The organism is Paraconexibacter sp. AEG42_29 (genome assembly GCF_040581415.1).
Classification (GTDB): domain Bacteria; phylum Actinomycetota; class Thermoleophilia; order Solirubrobacterales; family Solirubrobacteraceae; genus Paraconexibacter.
This window is the reverse complement of record NZ_CP114014.1, coordinates 3,222,557-3,237,994: the sequence shown is the minus strand read 5'-3', so window position 1 is coordinate 3,237,994 and position 15,438 is coordinate 3,222,557. Positions and strand designations below refer to the sequence as shown.

The 15,438-nt window shown below is 71.9% G+C and carries 19 protein-coding genes and 1 tRNA gene; 10 read left to right on the top strand and 10 right to left on the bottom strand.

The genetic code is table 11. The features are described 5' to 3' along the window. The first annotated feature begins 76 nt into the window (after nt 1-76). Complete coding sequence (locus DSM112329_RS15785) at nt 77-247, top strand: hypothetical protein (RefSeq protein ID WP_354697512.1); 171 nt, start codon at nt 77-79, stop codon at nt 245-247. Nucleotides 248-279: 32 nt separating this feature from the next. Here DSM112329_RS15785 and DSM112329_RS15780 read toward each other — a convergent pair whose 3' ends face one another. Together DSM112329_RS15780 and DSM112329_RS15775 are read right to left on the bottom strand one after the other, a co-directional pair. Next, a complete protein-coding gene (locus DSM112329_RS15780; RefSeq protein WP_354697511.1) occupies nt 280-492 on the bottom strand; it encodes a hypothetical protein in 213 nt (70 codons plus the stop codon). A gap of 68 nt (nt 493-560) precedes the next feature. Then, nucleotides 561-785, bottom strand: a complete 225-nt coding sequence (locus DSM112329_RS15775; RefSeq protein ID WP_354697510.1) for a hypothetical protein — start codon at nt 783-785, stop codon at nt 561-563. 24 nt (nt 786-809) lie between these two features. Here DSM112329_RS15775 and DSM112329_RS15770 point away from each other — a divergent pair, with 24 nt between their 5' ends. From DSM112329_RS15770 to DSM112329_RS15740, 7 genes are all read left to right on the top strand, one after another. Continuing rightward, nucleotides 810-1,742: a hypothetical protein gene (locus DSM112329_RS15770; RefSeq protein ID WP_354697509.1), complete on the top strand. Its 933-nt coding sequence runs from the start codon at nt 810-812 to the stop codon at nt 1,740-1,742. 108 nt (nt 1,743-1,850) lie between these two features. After that, the gene (locus tag DSM112329_RS15765; protein ID WP_354697508.1) at nt 1,851-3,251 is read left to right on the top strand and encodes a calcium-binding protein; all 1,401 of its coding nucleotides are present in this window, start codon (nt 1,851-1,853) and stop codon (nt 3,249-3,251) included. 144 nt (nt 3,252-3,395) lie between these two features. Beyond that, nucleotides 3,396-5,552 carry an acyltransferase family protein gene (locus DSM112329_RS15760; RefSeq protein WP_354697507.1) on the top strand — a complete coding sequence of 719 codons (2,157 nt, stop codon included), beginning with the start codon at nt 3,396-3,398 and terminating at the stop codon, nt 5,550-5,552. Nucleotides 5,553-5,703: 151 nt separating this feature from the next. Beyond that, complete coding sequence (locus DSM112329_RS15755) at nt 5,704-6,567, top strand: ABC transporter permease (protein WP_354697506.1); 864 nt, start codon at nt 5,704-5,706, stop codon at nt 6,565-6,567. A gap of 12 nt (nt 6,568-6,579) precedes the next feature. Further along, the gene (locus tag DSM112329_RS15750) at nt 6,580-7,443 is read left to right on the top strand and encodes an ABC transporter permease (protein WP_354697505.1); all 864 of its coding nucleotides are present in this window, start codon (nt 6,580-6,582) and stop codon (nt 7,441-7,443) included. Nucleotides 7,444-7,583: 140 nt separating this feature from the next. Further along, entirely contained in the window at nt 7,584-8,225 is a 642-nt protein-coding gene (locus tag DSM112329_RS15745; RefSeq protein WP_354697504.1) for an RNA ligase family protein, read from the top strand. Continuing rightward, a complete protein-coding gene (locus tag DSM112329_RS15740; RefSeq protein WP_354697503.1) occupies nt 8,222-9,382 on the top strand; it encodes an AAA family ATPase in 1,161 nt (386 codons plus the stop codon). Before DSM112329_RS15745 ends, DSM112329_RS15740 begins: the two co-directional genes overlap by 4 nt. A 12-nt stretch (nt 9,383-9,394) precedes the next feature. On the opposite strand, the gene DSM112329_RS15735 is transcribed toward DSM112329_RS15740, so the two are convergent. The 6 genes from DSM112329_RS15735 to DSM112329_RS15710 all read right to left on the bottom strand — a co-directional run bounded on the left by DSM112329_RS15735 (nt 9,395) and on the right by DSM112329_RS15710 (nt 13,420). Beyond that, complete coding sequence (locus DSM112329_RS15735) at nt 9,395-10,177, bottom strand: enoyl-CoA hydratase (RefSeq protein WP_354697502.1); 783 nt, start codon at nt 10,175-10,177, stop codon at nt 9,395-9,397. A 65-nt stretch (nt 10,178-10,242) separates the two neighbouring features. Further along, nucleotides 10,243-10,431, bottom strand: coding sequence for a hypothetical protein (locus DSM112329_RS15730; protein WP_354697501.1), 189 nt, complete (start codon nt 10,429-10,431; stop codon nt 10,243-10,245). 129 nt (nt 10,432-10,560) lie between these two features. Further along, nucleotides 10,561-11,001, bottom strand: a complete 441-nt coding sequence (locus DSM112329_RS15725; protein ID WP_354697500.1) for a PGPGW domain-containing protein — start codon at nt 10,999-11,001, stop codon at nt 10,561-10,563. A 12-nt stretch (nt 11,002-11,013) separates the two neighbouring features. Further along, complete coding sequence (locus DSM112329_RS15720; protein WP_354697499.1) at nt 11,014-12,228, bottom strand: sigma-70 family RNA polymerase sigma factor; 1,215 nt, start codon at nt 12,226-12,228, stop codon at nt 11,014-11,016. Between the two features lie 12 nt (nt 12,229-12,240). After that, complete coding sequence (locus tag DSM112329_RS15715; protein WP_354697498.1) at nt 12,241-12,597, bottom strand: YciI family protein; 357 nt, start codon at nt 12,595-12,597, stop codon at nt 12,241-12,243. An 88-nt stretch (nt 12,598-12,685) separates the two neighbouring features. Further along, nucleotides 12,686-13,420, bottom strand: a complete 735-nt coding sequence (locus DSM112329_RS15710) for a hypothetical protein (protein WP_354697497.1) — start codon at nt 13,418-13,420, stop codon at nt 12,686-12,688. Nucleotides 13,421-13,670: 250 nt separating this feature from the next. On the opposite strand from DSM112329_RS15710, the gene DSM112329_RS15705 reads away from it, so the two are divergent. After that, entirely contained in the window at nt 13,671-13,823 is a 153-nt protein-coding gene (locus tag DSM112329_RS15705; protein WP_354697496.1) for a hypothetical protein, read from the top strand. A gap of 49 nt (nt 13,824-13,872) precedes the next feature. Here the strand turns inward: DSM112329_RS15705 and DSM112329_RS15700 are convergent, their stop codons facing one another. Both DSM112329_RS15700 and DSM112329_RS15695 read right to left on the bottom strand, forming a co-directional pair. Then, nucleotides 13,873-14,199: a hypothetical protein gene (locus tag DSM112329_RS15700; RefSeq protein WP_354697495.1), complete on the bottom strand. Its 327-nt coding sequence runs from the start codon at nt 14,197-14,199 to the stop codon at nt 13,873-13,875. A 96-nt stretch (nt 14,200-14,295) separates the two neighbouring features. After that, nucleotides 14,296-14,369: transfer RNA gene (locus DSM112329_RS15695), tRNA-Met, on the bottom strand. A gap of 172 nt (nt 14,370-14,541) precedes the next feature. Here DSM112329_RS15695 and DSM112329_RS15690 point away from each other — a divergent pair. Further along, the gene (locus tag DSM112329_RS15690; protein ID WP_354697494.1) at nt 14,542-15,432 is read left to right on the top strand and encodes a glutamate formiminotransferase; all 891 of its coding nucleotides are present in this window, start codon (nt 14,542-14,544) and stop codon (nt 15,430-15,432) included. Nucleotides 15,433-15,438 lie beyond the last annotated feature (6 nt).

Here is a 15,438-nt window from a genome sequence, read left to right as displayed (position 1 = left end):
GAAGCCGTCCCAGTCTATCTAGTTGCTTCCGCAACGATCGCTGGGTGAGGGCGTCAGATGTCATCCTTGCCGGCGAATGCCTGCGACGCCCATCGGCCTCTGTACGTCCTGCCGCTTCCAGAAGGTCATCCGCAGCGGCCGCGGATCGGAGTTCTCGATGTGCACGCGCAACAAAATCGACCCGTCCTACCCCAAGTACCCGCGGCTGCCGGTCCTGCGCTGCGCGGGGCGCGAGCCGCGACCCTGACCACGCGGCCGGGCGTCGGGCGCGCCTGGCGATCAGCGGCGCGGCAGGCCGAGCACGAGGTGCGGGGCGACGTCCGCCGCCGCACCGGCCGGCGTCGCCACGACGGCGGCATCGCCTGCGTCCTCGGCCCAGGCCAGCGTGCCGCTGCAGCGCGGGCAGTGCCCGATCGTGCGCAGCCCGTCCGCCATCGTCCGGCTGTGCCATGTGCGCGAGCAGTCCTGGCAGCTGACGAGGGGGGCGTCCATGCTTCCTGCTTCGGTGCCGCGACCCCGGCCCGCAATCGCATATCCGTCCAGAGGCGGGCGGCGGTGTGTCAGTCGAGGTCGTCCAGCTCGTCCTCGTCGTCGTCCCTATCCGGTGCGCGAGCGGCCGCGACGCCGAGGCCGATCATGACCCCGACCGCCACCGCGAGGATGATCGGCCCGAGGATCCCGTCGCTTCCCGCCACGCTGACGAGCAGGCTCAGGCCGAGCCCGACCACGAGGGCGAGCACGAGGATCACCGGGTTGGCGCGGTAGAAGCTGAAAATCGAGCGCATCGCGGCGGATTATCCTCCGATTCGATGCCGGAGCTCCTTGTCGTGTCGACCACCGCCGGGCTCGACGCCCGCGACCTCGTCCGTGGCCTGGAACGCGCCCTGGACGGGACGGCCACCGCGGCCGCCGCGACGGGGCTGCTCAGCACGGCCGGGGACGGGACGGTCCGCGACGACGCACGGGCCCGCGGTGCCGTCGTCTGCGTGCTGGCGCCGGCGGGACCGGACCTCGCGAACCACGCGCTGCTGACCGTCGAGGCCGCGCGGGCCGTCGGCCTCGCCGTGGCCTGCGTGATCGTCAGCGGGCCGGGCGCCGACGCCCAGCGCGAGCAGGTCGCGCGCCTCGGCCTGGTGGAGGTCGTCGCGCTGCCCGATCCCCAGACGCCGTCCGCCGCGATCGCGGGCTGGCCCCTCGCCGAGTGGGCCGACGCCGAGCCCGTCCGGACCGACGGCGGCATCGCGCTCTCCCCGTACACGCCGTGGGAGGCGAGGGCCGTACCGGACCCCCGCACCGCCGGGCGCGAGGCCATCGGCCCGGTGCTGCTGGAGATCGTGGCGAAGGAGGGGCCGATCCTCGCCTCGCGGGCGTACCGCCTCTACAACCGGGCGGCCGGCGGGAAGGCGCTGACGACGATCGCGCGGGCGCCGCTGTCGGGGTCGGCCTACCGGCTGCGCCAGGCGGGCGCGATCGAGCTCGAGTCCGCGCCCGCTGCCGGGGGCGAGGACGACGAGCTGCTGCGCCCCGCGGGGTCACCGCCGGTCCGCGTGCGCGAGCTGGGCCCGCGCACCCTGGACGAGGTGCCACAGGCGGAGATCGTCGCCCTGATGCAGCGCCTCACCGCGTCGAACTTCACCGAGGACGAGCTGCCGCGCGCCACCCTCGACGCCTACGGGCTCACGCGGATGACCGCGAAGGCCGAGGCGGCCCTGCGGCTCGCCGCCGAGATCGCCTGCCGCTGACCGGGCCGACGCCCTGCGCCGCGCCGTGTGGGTCAACCGGGCGCGCGAAAGCTGAGAATCCGGCGGCGACGGGTCAAGCGCGCGCTCGGACCGGCCGATGCAGACGGCATGAAGCCGCGGGCGCCTCGACTCCTCCTGACTGCCGCCGCAGCGGCCGGGCTCGCGCTCGGGATCGCCCCGGCGACCAGCCAGGCGCAGGCGTCCGGCTGCTTCCTGGTCATCTTCTGCCCGCCGACGACGCCGACCCAGCCGACCACGCCGACGACGCCGACGATCCCCACCGTCCCGACGACGCCCACCACCCCGACGACCCCTACGACGCCGGTCGACAACGGCCTGCCGTCGATCGTCGCGCCGGACATCGACCTGGACAGCGCCATTCCGCCGAACGCCCCGCTGCCGGTCACGTACTCCCTCCGCACGCTCAAGGGCGGCCAGCCGCACGACAGCCTGCGCGGCACCAGCGGCCCGGACATCCTGTACGGCCTCGGCGGGGTCGACACGCTGAAGGGCCTCGGCGGCAACGACCAGCTCTACGGCGAGACCGGTCCGGACAAGGTCTACGGCAACGCCGGCGACGACTGGGTCGACGGTGCCGCCGGCGGCGACCTGCTCAGCGGGGGCGACGGCCGCGACGTCCTGTCCGGCGGGTTCGGCCTCGACGACCTCAAGGGCGGCGGCGGGAACGACATCCTGTACGGCGGCCCCGCGGAGGACAAGCTGAACGGCGGGGACGGTGACGACATCCTGCACGGCGGCAGCGGCCCCGACGTCACCTACGGCGGGAACGGCAACGACATCCTGTACTCCGACTCGGGCGGCGACATCATGTACGGGGGCGCCGGCGAGGACCTGATCCGCATCAACGACGGCCACAGCGTGCTGGGCGTCGACTGCGGTCCGGGCAACGACGTGATCGTCATGGACCGCCGCTCGGCGCCGGGCGGTATCTCCGACGACCAGCTCCTGCGCGAGGGCGGCATCAAGAACTGCGAGACCATCCGCACCGCCGCTGCGCCGCCGAAGCACCCCTCCGTCGGCATCACGTGGATCGCCCCGAAGACCGGTGGCTCGAAGACCGGGACGGACCGCAACGACAACCTCCTCGGTAGCCACGGCGCCGACACGATCCACGCCGGCAAGGGGGACGACGTCCTCTGGGGCAACCTGCTGAACGGCGACAAGAGCTCCGACCTCGACCAGCTCTTCGCCGGCGGCGGCAAGGACATCGTGTACGGCGGCCCTGGGCGCAACCGCATCGAGGGCGGCGCGGGCGCGGACTACCTGCAGGGCGGCACCGGACGCAACCGCATCCTCGGCCAGGAGGGCGACGACGTCATCCGCCTGCGCGGCAAGGGACCGAACGTGGTGTACGCCGGGTCCGGCAACGACGAGATCATCTCGTACACCAAGAAGAGCACGACGATCCACTGCGGCCCCGGGTACGACACCGTCCAGGCGAACAAGAAGGCCAAGGTCGCGAACGACTGCGAGAAGCGCATCAAGTAGCACCGCCGGCGGTCAGGGGCCACGCGACGGCGTGCAACCTCTGGCGCTCGCGCGCGTTGCAGGGGGGTGATGACCGACAGCCGCCCGGCACCCGCCGCGCAGGCTGACGCGGAAAAACCCCTGCCAGTTCTACACTTGACCCCCGTGCGCGAGCTCCACCTCGGTGGCACGGCCACCGCGAGTGGCCCTGCCCCGCCAACTTTCGCGCCCGACGCCCCGGCGCCGCGTCCCGGTCCGGCCGCGCCCGGCCCCGTCCTCCCGGAGATCCAGGCGCTCCGCGCGGCCGCCGTCCTGCTCGTCGTCGTCTACCACCTGTGGCCGTCGGTCCTGAGCGGCGGCTACGTCGGCGTCGATGTTTTCTTCGCCATCTCCGGGTTCCTGATCACCGGGCACCTGCTGCGCGAGGTCGACAAGGAGGGGCGCGTCTCGCTCGCCGGCTTCTGGGCCCGTCGGGCCCGCCGCCTGCTGCCGGCGTCGCTGACGACGCTGTTCTTCTGCGGGCTCGCGACGATCGCGGTGGTCCCCGAGGTGCACTGGCAGTCGTTCCTGGACGACATCCGCGCCAGCGCGACCTACGTGCAGAACTGGCACCTGGCGTCGACGAGCGTCGACTACCTGCGGGCCGAGGACGCCCCGTCGCCCGTCCAGCACTTCTGGTCGCTCTCGGCCGAGGAGCAGTTCTACCTCGTCTGGCCGATCCTGATCCTGGCCGCGACGGTCGTCGGGCGCGGGCACCGCATCTACCGGCGCCGCCGGATCCTGCTGATCCTGGGCGGCGTCACCGCGGTCAGCTTCATCTACTCGGTCGTCCTGACCGCGAGCGACCCGGCGCAGGCCTACTTCATCACGCCGACACGTGCGTGGGAGTTCGGCGCCGGCGGCCTGCTGGCGCTCGTCGGGATGACGGGCCGTGGCCGCGCCCTCCCGCGGATCGCGCTGGCGTGGGCGGGGATCGCCGCGATCGCGGTCGCGGCGCTGCTCTACACCGACTCCACGCCGTTCCCCAGCTACACCGCGCTGCTGCCGGTCCTGGGGACGCTCGCCATCATCCAGGCGGGGGCGCCCACGGGCCTGCTCTCGCCGAGCGCGGGCTACCGCGTCCGCTCCGTGCAGTTCTTCGGCGACATCTCCTACTCGCTCTACCTCTGGCACTGGCCGCTGCTCGTCCTGGCGCCCTACGTCCTGAGCCACGACACCACCGACCCGATCCGGGCCCTCGTCTTCGTGCTCGGCGTCGGCTTCGCCTGGGCCAGCAAGGTCTACATCGAGGACCCCGTCCGGCAGAACCGGACCCTCAGCCGGGCCCGGCCGGTGCTGACGTTCGCCCTCGCGCTCTTCATCACCGCGGGCGTCTACAGCATCGCCGTCACCGGCTCCGACCACGTCGAGGACAAGCTCCGGGACGCCCAGGCGAAGACGGAGGAGACGATCGCCGAGCGCCCGCCCTGCTTCGGCGCGGCGTCCCAGGACCCGCGTGTGCCGTGCCGCAACCCGGCGCTGCGGCTCACCGTCGTCCCGTCCCCGCTGGAGGCGCGCAACGAGGAGAACCCCGCCTGCACGCGCAAGACGAAGGTCAGCAGCGTGAGCATCTGCGAGTTCGGCGTCCCGCCGGCCGAGGCGAAGCGGACGTTCGCGCTGATCGGGGACAGCCACGCGACGCACTGGCGCGCCGGCATGGAGGTCGTCGCGAAGAAGGAGGGCTGGCACGGCCTCTCGATCACGCGGACGGGCTGCCCGTTCTCGCGGGCGCCGTACGACCTGCCCGAGCCGACCCGCTCGCGCTGCATCCAGTGGAACCGCGAGGTCCCGCGGATGTTGGCCAAGAACCCGCAGGTGGACACCGTCGTCCTCTCCAACATCACGGGCGGGAAGGTCGAGGTGCCGGCGGGCAAGACGATGGCCGAGGCGAAGCTCGACGGCTACCGGGCCGCCTGGGAGGCGCTGCCGCCGAACATCAAGCACATCGTGGTGCTGCGGGACACCCCGAAGGTCCATACCGACACGCTCGACTGCGTCGACGCGGCGACGGCGGACGACAAGGAGGCCGGGCCTGCCTGCAGCGTGGCGCGCAGCAAGGCGATCGCGGACGATCCGGCCGCGCGGGCGGCGCGGCAGATCGGTCCGCCGCGGGCGCAGGTCGTGGACATGTCGAACTACCTGTGCGACCCCAAGCGCTGCGACGTGGTCATCGGCGGCGTGCTCGTCTACAAGGACGTGCACCACCTGACGCGCGAGTACTCGACGACGCTCGGGCCGTACCTGGATCGCAAGATTAGCCACCTCGCGGACGCCTGGGGCTGACCCCGTCACGAGCGGCTCTGCGCCGCGCTGCCGGCATCGCGCGGACAGGATGGCGCCCGGCCGCTCCGCGTGCGTGATCCGCCGGCCGGGGGCGTGCGAAGCTATCGGGCAGAGAGAGGATCAACGTACACCGACATTGCGGAGGCGCCCTGTGGCGACGCAAGAGGTAGTTACTGGTCCCGGTATAGGCCTTGAGGGAGGCCCCGTTCGTCCGGCTCCCAAGCCCACGCTTGGCAATGGCCCCTTTGGCTGGCTGGAGCAGCTGGCCGGCATGATCATGTTGACCGGTCAGACGATCGTGTCGATGTTCACGCCGCCGTATTCGTGGGGGCCTGAGTTCATCGAGCAGTCGTGGCTGGTGGTCAAGCGGGCGTTCATTCCGTGCATGTTCTGCACCGCGGTGTTCTCGTGGGGTGCCCCGGGTATTACGGGTGGGTCGATCATCGCGACTTTGGCGACGACGGATCGTTTGGGGTCGTTCGCGATCATGGCGTCGATCCGGGAGCTGGCGACGTGGATCAACGGCATGGTCGTGGCGGGTGTGGCCGGCACCGCGATCTGTTCTGATCTTGGTGCCCGGAAGATCCGGGATGAGCTGGACGCTCTCGCGGTGCTGGGTACGGATCTGATCAAGTCGTTGATCGTCCCGCGGTTCCTGGCGCTGGGGTTGATGACGGTGGTGTTCAACTACTGGAACACGCTGATCTCGATCGTCGGGCAGATGGTGGCGAACATGACGGTGTGGAAGGAGACCGCGGCGGGGTTTGTGGCGACGTTCGGGTCGAACTTCACGATTGCGGAGATCGTGTTCAACGGTCTGAAGGTGCTGACGTTCGGGTTCATCATCGCGATCGTCTGTTGTTACAAGGGGATGAACGCCAAGGGCGGATCGGCGGGTGTGGGTCGCGCGGTCAACCAGGCGGTCGTGGTCGCGTTTTCGTTGATCTACGTCTACAACTACTTGCTCAACTCGTTGCTGCTCGGGGCGTTCCCTGAGACGGCGACGTTGCGATAGGGGCTGAGAGCTATGGAAGCTTCTACCGTTACCTCCCCGTACCGTCGGCAGCGTGCCGGCGGCAGCGAGGCGTCGAGCCGGTTGGCGAAGGGGTTCAGTGAGCCGGTCAGGAACAGCCTGACCGAGGCTGGTGAGATGGCCCAGTTCGCCGGGCGGGCGTTCGTGGAGATCCCCGGCAGCCTCCGCTACTTCAGCGAGATGCTGCGCCAGCTCGGGATGCTCATCACGGGCAGTGCGCTGGTGTTGTTGGCGATGCAGTTCACGTTCGGCCTGACGTGCGGCAACGAGTCGGTGTACATCCTGCGCGGCTACGGCGCATCGAGCTACGCCGGCGTGTTCTCGGCGTTGTGTCCGATTCGTGAGGCGACGCCGTTCATGTTCGCCTACTTCGTCGGCGCGAAGATCGGCTGCGGCTACGTGGCTGAGCTTGGGTCGATGCGGATCAACGACGAGATCGACGCGATGGAGTCGCTGGGGATCAACCCGATGCGGTACCTCATCGGCACCCGCCTGCTGGCGAACATCCTCGTCTCGGCCCCGATTTTCATCATCGGCCTGGCGACGTTCTACCTCGGTGAGATCTTCGTCATCCTCGGCCAGATCGGAGAGATCAGTTCTGGTACGTGGCAGTCGGTGCACTGGTCGTTCACCGATCTGACCTCGATCATCTTCAGTTACGTGAAGACGCTGATCATGTGGGTGTCGATCGTGATCGCCGCCATGTACTACGGCTTCAAAGCCAAGGGCGGACCCGTCGGCGTCGGCGCAGCAACCGCGAAAAGCATGGTTGTCGCACTCGTCCTGACGATGGTCCTCAACGAAGGCTTCACGTTCTTCTTCTGGGGCGTCAACCCCAAGATCCCCGTCGGCGGCTGACCGTGGGCAGGACGTGATGTGACCTGGCGGCGGCGGGGGCTCGAACCCCGCCGCCGCTCGTCGTCGCCGGCCGCGGACGCGCGCGTCCGGGACGTGCCGCGGCGCCGCGAGCGCGTATCGGCCGTCGTACTCTCCCCGGCGTGCGCCGCGTGAAGTACCCCAGAACCTGGCACCTGCCAGAGAGCCCGAACCGCGGGACCGACGGCGACCATGTGCATCCTGGTCACGCGTCGTTCACCGGTCGCGAGGTCGTCGTCACCGAGAAGCTCGACGGCGAGAACACGACGATCTACGCAGACGGCAGCTGCCACGCGCGCTCGGTGTCCTCGGGCTACCACCCGACCCGTACCTGGGTCTCCGCGCTCGCCGGCCGGATCGGGCACCGCCTGCCCGCCGGGTGGCGGATCAGCGGCGAGAACACCTTCGGCGTCCACTCGATCGCGTACGACGCGCTGCCGTCGTACTTCCAGCTGTTCGCGGTCTACGACGACCACGACCTCTGCCTGAGCTGGGGCGACACCGCGCGCTGGGCGGCGGACCTCGAGCTGGATCTCGTCCACGTGCTGTACCGCGGGACGTTCGACGCGTCCGCGCTCCTCGGGCTGCTCGACGGGCCGTCGGCGTACGGCCCGGAGCGCGAGGGCGTCGTCGTCCGCTGGGCTGCCGCGTTCGCGGTCGGTCAGCACCAGGAGGCCGTCGGCAAGCTGGTGCGCCGGAACCACGTGAAGACCGACCAGCACTGGATGCACGGCCGGGTGCCGTCGAACGGACTGGCGTCATGACCACGCATGCTCATCGCGCGGCCCTGCCGCCTGCCCCGAAGCCCGGCGACGCCTGCCCGCCGCTCGAGCCGCTCGGCTCGGACCACGCCTGGCTCGGCGCGCTGGCCGGCGTCCAGCAGAGCGCCGACCACCACGGCGAGGGGGACGTCCTGCGCCACACCCAGATGGTCGCCGACGAGCTGCTGGCCGACGCGCGCTGGCAGGCCCTGGAGGCCGCGACGCGCAACGAGCTCTGGCTCGCGGCGCTGCTGCACGACGTCGGCAAGCCGGCCACCACCCGCCTGGAGGACGGTCGCTGGCGCGCGCCCGGCCACGCCCGGCGCGGCGCGATCATCGCCCGCCGCGTGCTCTGGGAGGCCGGCGTCGACCCCGCGGCCCGCGAGCGCATCTGTGCGCTCGTCCGCCATCACATGGTCCCGCACTTCCTGATCGACGCGCCCGCGGCGGAGGCGACGCGGCGTGCGATCGCGATCGCCCTGGAGTGGGGCGGGGGTGCCGCACCGCAGTACCTGCTCACGCGGGCCGATGCCCTCGGCCGGATCGCCGCCGACCGCGACGCGATGGCGACGAACGTCGAGCTCTTCGCCGAGCTCTGCCGGGATCTCGGCTGCCTGGACACGGCCTACCCGTTCGCGACGGCGCACGCCCGCTTCACGTTCTTCGGCCGCGGCGACCGCGATCCCGCGTACGCCGCCCACGACACCACCCGCAGTCGCGTCGTCCTGCTGTCCGGCCTGCCCGGCGCGGGGAAGGACCTCTGGATCCACCGCCACGGCGACGGACGGCCCGTCGTCTCCCTCGACGACCTACGTCGTGCCCGTGGCGCGCGCCGGTCGGACAAGGCCGCCCAGGGTCAGATCATCCAGCAGGCGCGCGAGCTGGCGCGGACCCACCTGCGCGCCGGGGAGCCGTTCGTCTGGAACGCGACGAACCTCTCCGCCCAGATGCGGCGCCAGCTCATCGACCTGTTCGCGAGCTACGACGCCCACGTGACGATCGTCGCCGTGGAGGCGCCGGCGACCGACCTGGACCGGCGCAACCGCGACCGCGAGCATCCCGTCCCGGCCGACGCGCTCGAGCGGATGCTGGGTCAGTGGGAGGCGCCGACCCTCACCGAGTGCCACGAGCTCGTGGTCTGGGACGCCACGAGCCCGTAGCCGGGGGCCGGGTCAGCTCCCGGTCCATTCGGGCTTGCGCTTGCCCACGAAGGCGTCCATGCCCTCCTTCTGATCGGCCGTCGCGAACATCGCGTGGAAGACGCGCCGCTCGAAACGGGTGCCCTCGGCGAGCGTGACCTCGAAGGCGCGGTTCACGGTCTCCTTGGCCATCATCGCGATCGGCGTCGACATGCCGGCGATCTTCGCGGCGACCTTCAGCGCCTCGTCGACGAGGTCGTCGGCGGGGACGATGCGCGAGATCAGCCCGGCGCGCTCGGCCTCCTCGGCCTTCAGGTTGCGGCCGGTGAGGATCAGGTCCATCGCCTTCGCCTTGCCGACGGCGCGCGTCAGCCGCTGCGACCCGCCCATGCCGGGCATGACACCGAGGGTGATCTCCGGCTGGCCGAACGTCGCGGTGTCCGCCGCGATGAGGACGTCGCACATCATCGCCAGCTCGCAGCCGCCGCCGAGCGCGTAGCCCGCGACGGCCGCGACCAGGGGCTTGCGGAAGTTCGCCACCGCGTCCCAGCCGGCGAACCAGTCGGGCATGTACATGTCCATGTACGACGCCTGCGCCATCTCCTTGATGTCCGCGCCGGCGGCGAACGCGCGCTCTGACCCGGTCAGCAGCACACAGCCGATCGCCGGGTCGGCCTCCAGCTCGGCGAGGGCGGCAGCGAGCTCGCGCATGACCTGGAGGTTCAGCGCGTTCAGCGCTTTGGGCCGGTTGAGGGTGATGGTCGCCACGCCGTCGTCGCGGCGCTCGAGGAGGATCGTGCTCTCGTCGGTGCTCATCGGTGCAACGTATCGGGCCGGCGGCCGGCTCGCCCGGGGCGCATCCACGACCCGGGCGGCGCGCTTCAGTTGGCGTAGAAGTAGCGGATCGCGTCCGCGCGGAACCACACCGGCTCGCCGTCCCCGGGGTCGGTGAAGCGGACGAAGCGCGCGTCGCTCGTGAGCGACTGCACGACGGTGTCGATGTCCTCGTTCACGACGTAGGTGTCGCGCTCGCCGTCGTTGGACGGGCCGAGGAACAGCAGCGTGGCCATGGGGAGTCTCCGGATCTGGTCGGTTGGCGGTGTGCCGGGAGCAGCACCACCAGCCTCGCGCGGCCGGGCCGGGGTCGCGACGGGGACGACCCCCTGAACTTTGCGGCGTCGGCGCGTGCCGCCTGCGGCTCAGAGCCCCATGCGGTCCTGCGCCTCGGCGACGAGGTCGTAGTGGATCACGGCCCACATGGCCACGCCCGCGAGGATCAGCCCGAAGCCCGTCCCGATCGCGGACGTCACGGGGCGGCGCTTGGCGTGCGCCCAGGCCTCGTGTGCCTTCTCCTGGAAGGACTCGAAGAACTTCTGGGCGAAGCGGAACTCCCACGACCAGATCCACAGGCCGAGCAGCACCGGGGGGATGGTGAGGGGGCCGGGGAGGACCGCCAGGGCGATGCCGGTCGCGATGCAGAGCAGGCCGAGGACGAAGACGGCGATGCGGTACGGGTGGCGGGTGACCGGGTTCGTCCGCAGCCGGTGCCGGCGCCCGCCCACAGGGACGTTGGCCGCGTCGATCCCGCGGTCGTCGCCGACGACGGGCTCGCTGTCTGCCTGATCGGTCGCGTCGGTCATCGAACGGCGATCTTACGAGAGGCCGCGGTCGGGGCCAGGGCCGGCCGGGCCCCGGACCTCGGCCAGCCGCCGCTGCAGCAGGCGCTGCTCGGCCTCGTCGGTCGCGAGCTCGAGCGCGCGCTCCAGTGCCGCCCGGGCCTCGGCGTCCCGGCCCAGGCGGCGCAGCAGCTCGCCGCGGGTGGCGTGAAAGTAGCGATAGGTCGGCAGGTCCAGTCGGTCGACGATGGCCAGCCCGGCCGCCGGCCCGTCGGCCTCGGCGACGGCGACGGCGCGGCTCAGCTCGGCCACCGGTGACCCCGTGAGGCGAGCGAGCTCGCCGTGCAGCGCCGCGATCTGGCCCCAGTCCCGGGGTTCGTCGGCGTGGAGCGAGGCGACGGCGGCCTGCAGCACGTACTGCCCGCGGCCGCGCAGCGCGAGCGCACGGTCCAGGACGGCTCGTCCACGCGCGATGCCCGCGTCGTCCCAGAGCGTGCGGTCCTGGTCCTCGAGCAGGACGAGGTCGCCGTCCCGGACCCGGGCGGCGCGGCGGGCGTCGTGCAGCAGCATCAGGGCGAGCAGGCCGTGGACGTCTGACTCGTCCGGCATCAGCAGCGCCAGCGCCTCCGCGAGGCGGACGGCCTCGGCGGCGAGGTCCGCCCGAGCCCCGTAGCCCGCGTTGAAGATGAGGTAGACGACGGCGAGCACCGCGGCCAGCCGGTCGGGGAGCGTGTGGTCCGCCGGGACGCGGAACGGGATGCCGGCCGCGGCGATCTTGCGCTTGGCGCGGACCAGCCGCTGCGCCATCGTCGCCTCGGGTACGAGGAACGCCTGCGCGATGTCGGTCGTGGTCAGGCCGCCGAGCGTGCGGAGCGTCAGCGCGACCTGCGCCTCGACGGACAGCGCCGGATGGCAGCAGGTGAAGACCAGCTCGAGGCGCTCGTCGGGGAATCGGTCCCTGTCCATCGCGTCCTCCTGCGCCTCGGTGACGTCGAGCAGCCGCAGCTTCGCCGCGAGCGTGCGCTCGCGGCGGATTCTGTCGATGGCCCGGTTGCGCGCCGTCGTGATCAGCCATGCACCGGGGCTCGCCGGCAGCCCGTCGCGCGGCCAGCGCTCGGCGGCGGCGGCGAACGCTTCCTGCGCGGACTCCTCGGCGAGCTCGAAGTCGCCGAGGTACCCGATCAGGGACGCGAGGACCCGGCCCCACTGCTCGTGGAACGTGCGCTCGAGCTCGGCAGCGACCGGATCCATCGGGCAGCGCGGCTACGACTCGATGATGGGCCGGACCTCGACCGCGCCGCCCATGCTCGCGGCGGGGATCTTCGCCGCGAGCGCGATCGCTGCGTCGAGGTCGTCCGCCTCCAGGAAGCAGTAGCCGCCGATCGCCTCCTTCAGCTCCGCGAACGGGCCGTCGGTCGTGAGCGCCGCGCCGTCCTGGACCCGGACCGTCGTCGCGAGCTCCGGCGGGTGCATCCGGACGCCCGGCGTGAAGCCCGGCGTCTCGTTGACGGCCTGGTAGGCCGCGTAGACGGCGCCCTGCTCGGCCTGGGAGAGCTCGTCCCAGGCGTCGCTCCCCGGCAACGGGGTGGTGCCCTGGTGGATCAGCAGCATGTACTTCATCGTCGTCCTCCTCGGTGGGTGATCTCAGGGGGAAGACGAACGAGCGGACGCCGGATCGACACCCTCGTTAGAAACTTTCCTCGGCCGGTCAGCCGGCAGTGCCTGCACCGCACGCCTGGCGCCGGGCCTCGGCGGTGATCGTGCCCTTGATCGTCTTCGCCATCAGCTTGCCGCCCCTGCTGTTCAGGTGGATCGTGTCGTAGGTGACGCCGGGCCGGTCGCCGGCGGTCCGCCAGTCGGCGAGGACGACGTCGCCGTTGCGGCGATCGAGGGCCCGCAGCCGCTCGTTCGTGTACGGGAAGTACCACGAGTACTGGCTCAGGTCGCCGACCGAGCTGCGCGGGACGGTCGACGGCCGGGGCTGGCGCAGGTTCACCCAGACGATCTGCTCCGCGCCACGGGCGCGCAGGGTCCGCAGCAGCGTCGCCGCCTCGCGGTCGAAGCGCGCGGCCCAGTAGCCGTACCGCTGCCGTCCCCGCTGCCAGAGCGTGTTGTAGCCGATGGCCACGACCACGAGCCTGTTCACGCGCTTGATGGGCTGCAGCTCGCGGTTGGCAACGCGGATCATCAGCGCCGGCCGCCCGCGCTTCTTGATCACCCAGCCGGGCATGGCGGCGCGCAGGGCGGATTCGCCGCTGAGCAGGACGGAGTCGACGATGACCGTCATCCGGCGCCCCTTGGACCACGCCGGCTGAACCGGCCGCACGCCGGGCGGGCAGGCGGACGGGGCAGCGCGGGTCGCGCGTCCGTGGTCGCCCGGAGCGAGCGCTGCGCCGCTGTCCGTCGTGGGCAGCACGGTGAGGGCGACGACGACGGCGAGCACCGCGACGGCGGCCGTGGCGGTCCGTGGACCGCTACGCGTCGATGAGGGCTTCGGCGGGCAGGCGAGGGCGGGAGCTGGGCGGATGGGCGCAGGCTACCTTCGCCCGGCGCAGCGGGTGACGACGGATTCCGGTGTGGGAGCGGGCAGTCAGGCGGCGAACATCGCTTACGGCCGGTTGAGGTCCGGCGACGACGGTGCCCGAGTGCGTAAAACGACCGACCTGTCCACCCGTCGCCCCCCTGCCGCTGATGTGCAGCGTCGCCGAGCGCGATCCTCGCCGACTCCCGTCTCTGCAGGCGACCCCGACCTGCGCGCCGACCGCAAGGACCTGAAGGCCGACGCGGGCCGGCGCCTGGAGGAGGCCGTCGCCCGCGAGGCGACCCTCGCCAAGCGCGCGACCTGAAGCCGCCCCGCCCGCGGATGCTCGCGGGCGGTAGTGGCCGTCGGTATCCCTAGCGGCGCCGGTCGAGCGGCGCGGAGGTGATCTTCGTCGTGATGCGCTTGCCGCCCTTCGTGCAGACCAGCTCCTTCTGCAGCTTGCAGCTGTAGGTCAGCGTCTTGCGCGGCTTGCGCGGGTTCGGATTGCTGCCCAGGCGTGAGAAGTAGTACTTGGCGACCTTCTTGCCCTGGGCGCACGTGACGCCGCCGGATACGTAGACCTTGCGGAACTCCTGCGCGACGCCGCTGATGTCGCCGGCACATCCGGCGGCCGACGCGGCCTGCGGAGAGATGGCGGCGGCAGCGAATGCGAGGAGCCCGATGAGCACGGTGCGTTTCATGGGCCGACGATACCCCGCGCTGTACAGGTAAGCGGTGCGTCATCTGCCGCAGTCCGCGGCCCGCGACCTCAGCGGCCGGCGCGACGCTTCGGCGAGTAGCTGGGGGGGGACTCGAACCCCCGACCTCACGATTATGAGTCGTGCGCTCTAACCAGCTGAGCTACCCAGCCACGGGCCAGCGGAGGATAGACGACAACCCTCCGGCGCCGCCCGGTGGCCGCGCGGTTGGCGGAGGACCGTGTGCGCTGGTGCATGGCATGCATGCGTGGGCGCGCACGGTCCCCGCCACTCGGCGACCTGCGGCGACGCGCGCAGCGTCGACGCGCGAAGATCAGCCCCGCGATGGCTGCTCCGACGCTCCTGGCGATCCCCAACGTGTCCGAGGGCCGCGACGCCGCCGTGATCGCCGCGATCGCCGCCGCATACACGGGTGGCAGCGCCGCGACCGGGCCGGTGCACCTGCTGGACGTGCACAGCGACCCCGACCACCACCGCACGGTACACACGCTCGCGGGCCCGGCCGGGGCCCTCGCGGACGCGGTCGCCGCAGGCGCAGCAGCGGTCATCGAGCGCGTCGACATCACCGGCCACGCGGGCACGCACCCGCACATCGGTGCCCTCGACGTCGCGCCGTTCGTGCACCTGGACGACGCACGCCGCGGTGCCGCGTGCGCCGAGGCGCTCGTGGCGGCAGAGCTGCTCGGGCGACTCGGCCTGCCCGTCCTGCTTTACGGCGCCCTGGCGAACGGCCGCCGGCGCGCCGACCTGCGCCGGGGCGGTCCGCTGACCCTCGCCCAGCGGCTCAGCACCGGTGACCTGCGCGCCGACTTCGGCCCGCAGCAGCCGCACCCGACCGCCGGGGCGGTGCTCGTCGCCGCGCGGCCGCCGCTGGTCGCGTTCAACGTCGAGCTCGCGCCGCCCGCGACCCTCCAGGACGCGCAGCGCATCGCGGCGCTCATCCGGGAGGGCGGCGAGGAGGGCCTTCCGGGGCTGCGCGCGATCGGCCTGACGCTGCCCGCGCGGGACGGCGTGGCGCAGGTCAGCATGAACGTCGAGGACCACCTGGCCGTCCCGCTGGCGACCGCTGTGCAAGCGGTCGCGCGCCACGCGCGGGTGACCGGGGCCGAGCTCGTCGGCCTCGCCCCGGCGGCCGCGTTCGACGGCTTTCCGCCCGACGTCCCCGTCCGGAACCGGCGGACCGTGGCCGAGGCGCTCCAGGTCGTAGGCTTGTAGCTCCCC